The organism is Hyalangium sp. (assembly GCF_035629615.1).
Taxonomy (GTDB): domain Bacteria; phylum Myxococcota; class Myxococcia; order Myxococcales; family Myxococcaceae; genus Hyalangium.
The window spans coordinates 1-3,019 of the sequence record NZ_DASPHO010000122.1 but is presented as its reverse complement, the minus strand read 5'-3'; the positions used below and the strand labels follow the sequence as shown (position 1 = coordinate 3,019).

Here is a 3,019-nt window from a genome sequence, read left to right as displayed (position 1 = left end):
GCACCACGTGGCTCATGGCCAGCTTCACGTTGCCGCTCATCACCTCGTGGTCGCTCTTGGCGCGCCGCTCGCCAATGCCCACGCAGTTGAAGGGCCGGACGATGGTGTAGGGCAGCTTGTACTGCTCGAAGGCGCCCCGCGCGAAGTACTCGCACGCCAGCTTCTGGAAGCCGTAGGTGGACAGCGGCGGCGGCGAGGTGAGCTGCGCTCCCTCCGGCGTCGGGTACACCGTGGTGCTCTCGAAGACCATGGAGCTGGAGAGCACGGTGATCTTCTTCAGCGGCTTCTTGTTCTTGTGCGCCCAGATGGCCGCGTCGAACGTGGAGGCGATGATGCGCTCGTTCTCCGCGAGCAAGTCATACGCCAGCTCGTGGAAGTAGCTGATGCCGCCGATCATCGCCGCGCCCGCGACGAGGTGATCGCAGTCGGCCACCAGCTCCTTGAGCAGCCCCACGTCCTTCGCATCGCCCTCGACGGAGCGGTACTTGGGGTTCTTGGAGTAGCTCTTCTCCACGGGGCCGTACTTCGAGTGGTTGTCGAGCCCCACGACTTCGTAGCCCTGGGCCAGGAGCTCCTCGACGAGGTAGCCCGCGATGAAGCCCGACGCTCCAGTGATCAACGCCTTCAAATCCTGCCTCCGTGACCGAGATGGTTCCACACGTCCACCACGGGCTTGCCGCGGAAGTCGAGTGTCTTGTACCGCTTGTGGGGAGCTCCGATGACGAAGAGGTCCGCCTGCTCCAGCACTTCCTGCTCCGCGCGCAGGCGCGGATCATTCTCGACGTACGGATCGCAGGTGAGCACCTGCGAGGCGTGCAGCTCGAGGATCTTCTTCAGCTTGTAGGAGAGCGACTCGCGCGTGTCGTCGCTCTCCGCCTTGAAGGCCATGCCCAGGATGCCGACCTTCTTCTGGCCCAGATCCGGCCAGCGCTGGAGCATCTGGTGGACCACGAACTGGGGCAGGCCCTCGTTCACCAGCATGGCCGAGTGGCCCAGGAAGAACTGGTTGTTGTTGAAGGCCGACATCTGCATCGTGTCCTTGAAGAGACACGGGCCAGCGGCGAAGCCCGGCATCGGCAGGTGCGCCGCGCGCGGGTAGTCCTTCTTCATCGCCTGGAGGATGCGGTACGGGTCCAGGTTCCACTCCGAGGCCACCATGTAGAACTGGTTGGCCACGGCGAAGGAGATGTACCGGTAGACGTTGGTGAAGAGCTTGGCTAGCTCCGCCTCCAGCGGCGCCAGCTCGATGAGCTCCACGCCCAGCGGCGAGAACAAGTCCCGCGCCGCCTTCACCCCTTCCGGCGAGAAGCCGGAGATGATCTGCGGCAGCTGGCGGATCTCCTTGAGCGCCACGCCCTCGGCCACGCGCTCCGGGCAGAAGGCGACCTCCACCTTGCGGCCGCGCTGACGGAAGTGCCGCTGCACCCGCTCCGAGGAGCCCGGGTACACCGTGGAGCGCAGCACCAGCGTCTGCCCATCCTTCAGCACCTCGTCCAGCTGTCCGAGCAGCCGGTCGAACACGGCGAAGGACGGGTTGAGGTGCTCGTCCACCGGCGTGCCGATGACGGCGATCAGGATGTCGCAGGTGGACAGGTGCTCCGGCGAGGTGGTGACAATCAGTCCGCGGGCCAGCGCCTCCTTCAGCGCCTGCTCGCCGCCGTCGTCACGGAAAGGCATCTCCCCGCGCTTCACCTGCTCTACGGCCGCGGCGTTGATGTCATAGATGATGATGTCGTGATGGGGAGCGAATGCGAGCGCGAGTGGCAGACCGACATGTCCGCACCCCCCGATGATGGCAACTTTAAGTCTCATGGGCGTGGTGCCCCGTTCGCGGGGCGAAGCCCCGTCTACGGGTTCAGCGGCGCGAGGTCAAGACGCCTCGCCAAGCTGACAGCGGGCCGGAGCGGGGGAGGAAGCGTACCTACCCCGGCCCGCTGGACAACGACCCAGCACACCGGCGGCGGGAGAAGGCAAGGATGGAGGGGCCCTGCCGCCCGTGCTGAGACTCAAGGTGCTGCTCTCCCATGGAAGACCCCATTGACCCCAGGTCCAATGTGCCCCGCGCGGGGCGCGCCCCAGGCCCCAGGGCAACCAGCCGGGGCTCAGACATTCAGCGGGCGGTCGACGCCAAGCTGGCAGGCCAGCATCGCCATCTGCGTGCGGTTCTCCACGTCCAGCTTCCGGTAGATGCTGGTGATGTGGGCCTTCACGGTACGCTCGGTGATGCCCAGACAGGCGGCGATCTTCAGGTTGTCCGCGCCCGAGGCGATGTAGCCGAGCACCTCGCGCTCCCGGAGCGTGAGCCGGTGGAGCACTCCCCGGGGGCTCTGTGCGTCCTCCAGCACGATGGGACTGGGGAACAGCTCCGGGGGAACCAGCCGCTCGCCACGCGCCACGCGTCCCACCGCTTCCAGCAGCGTCTCGCAGCTCACGTTCTGCTTGCACAGGTAGCCCGCGGCGCCCGCACGGAAGCAGCGCTCCACCTCTGCCGCGTCCCGGTTGGCTGACAGCACCAGCGGCCGCACGTGCGGATGGAAGTCATGCAGCATCTCCACGGCCCGGCAGCCATCGGAGATCTCCTGACGGTCCCCATGCTCCAGCCGCAGGTCCACCAGCGCCACGTCCGGCGGATGCTGCCGCGTCTGCGACAGGAACTCCTCCACGGTCGAGCCCCGTGCGACCACCTCGAGCCCAGAGCTCTCGAAGAGCATCACCAGGCTCTCGAGAAAGATCTGCTGGTCTTCGAGAATGCCGACCCGAATGGGGGGGGTGGCGGGTTCCATGACTGACCTCCAGGGTTGCTTGTGCTTACCAACCGAGTGCCATGAATCTAATGACACCCGGACAATCCAGACCAAGAGCCTGCTCGAATTTCCGGTCGCTTAGTGTTCAGCATGAGAACCCAAGGCGTCGTGCTCGGCCTCCATCCGCTCGGCTGGCAGGTGGAAGTGGACACGGCCGATCGCTCTGACCCTGAGATGGGGGCAGACCGCCCTCACCTTGGGCATCCCCTACCTTG

The 3,019-nt window shown here is 65.9% G+C and carries 3 protein-coding genes; all 3 read right to left on the bottom strand.

Translation table 11 applies throughout. From position 1 onward, the window contains the following. A partial coding sequence (locus VD972_RS06025; protein WP_324982093.1) for an NAD(P)-dependent oxidoreductase occupies nucleotides 1-619 on the bottom strand: 619 nt, incomplete at its 3' end. 5 nt (nucleotides 620-624) lie between these two features. Then, complete coding sequence (locus VD972_RS06020; protein WP_324982090.1) at nucleotides 625-1,812, bottom strand: nucleotide sugar dehydrogenase; 1,188 nt, start codon at nucleotides 1,810-1,812, stop codon at nucleotides 625-627. A 290-nt stretch (nucleotides 1,813-2,102) separates the two neighbouring features. Continuing rightward, nucleotides 2,103-2,783, bottom strand: coding sequence for a response regulator transcription factor (locus VD972_RS06015; protein ID WP_324982088.1), 681 nt, complete (start codon nucleotides 2,781-2,783; stop codon nucleotides 2,103-2,105). Between the last annotated feature and the right edge of the window lie 236 nt (nucleotides 2,784-3,019).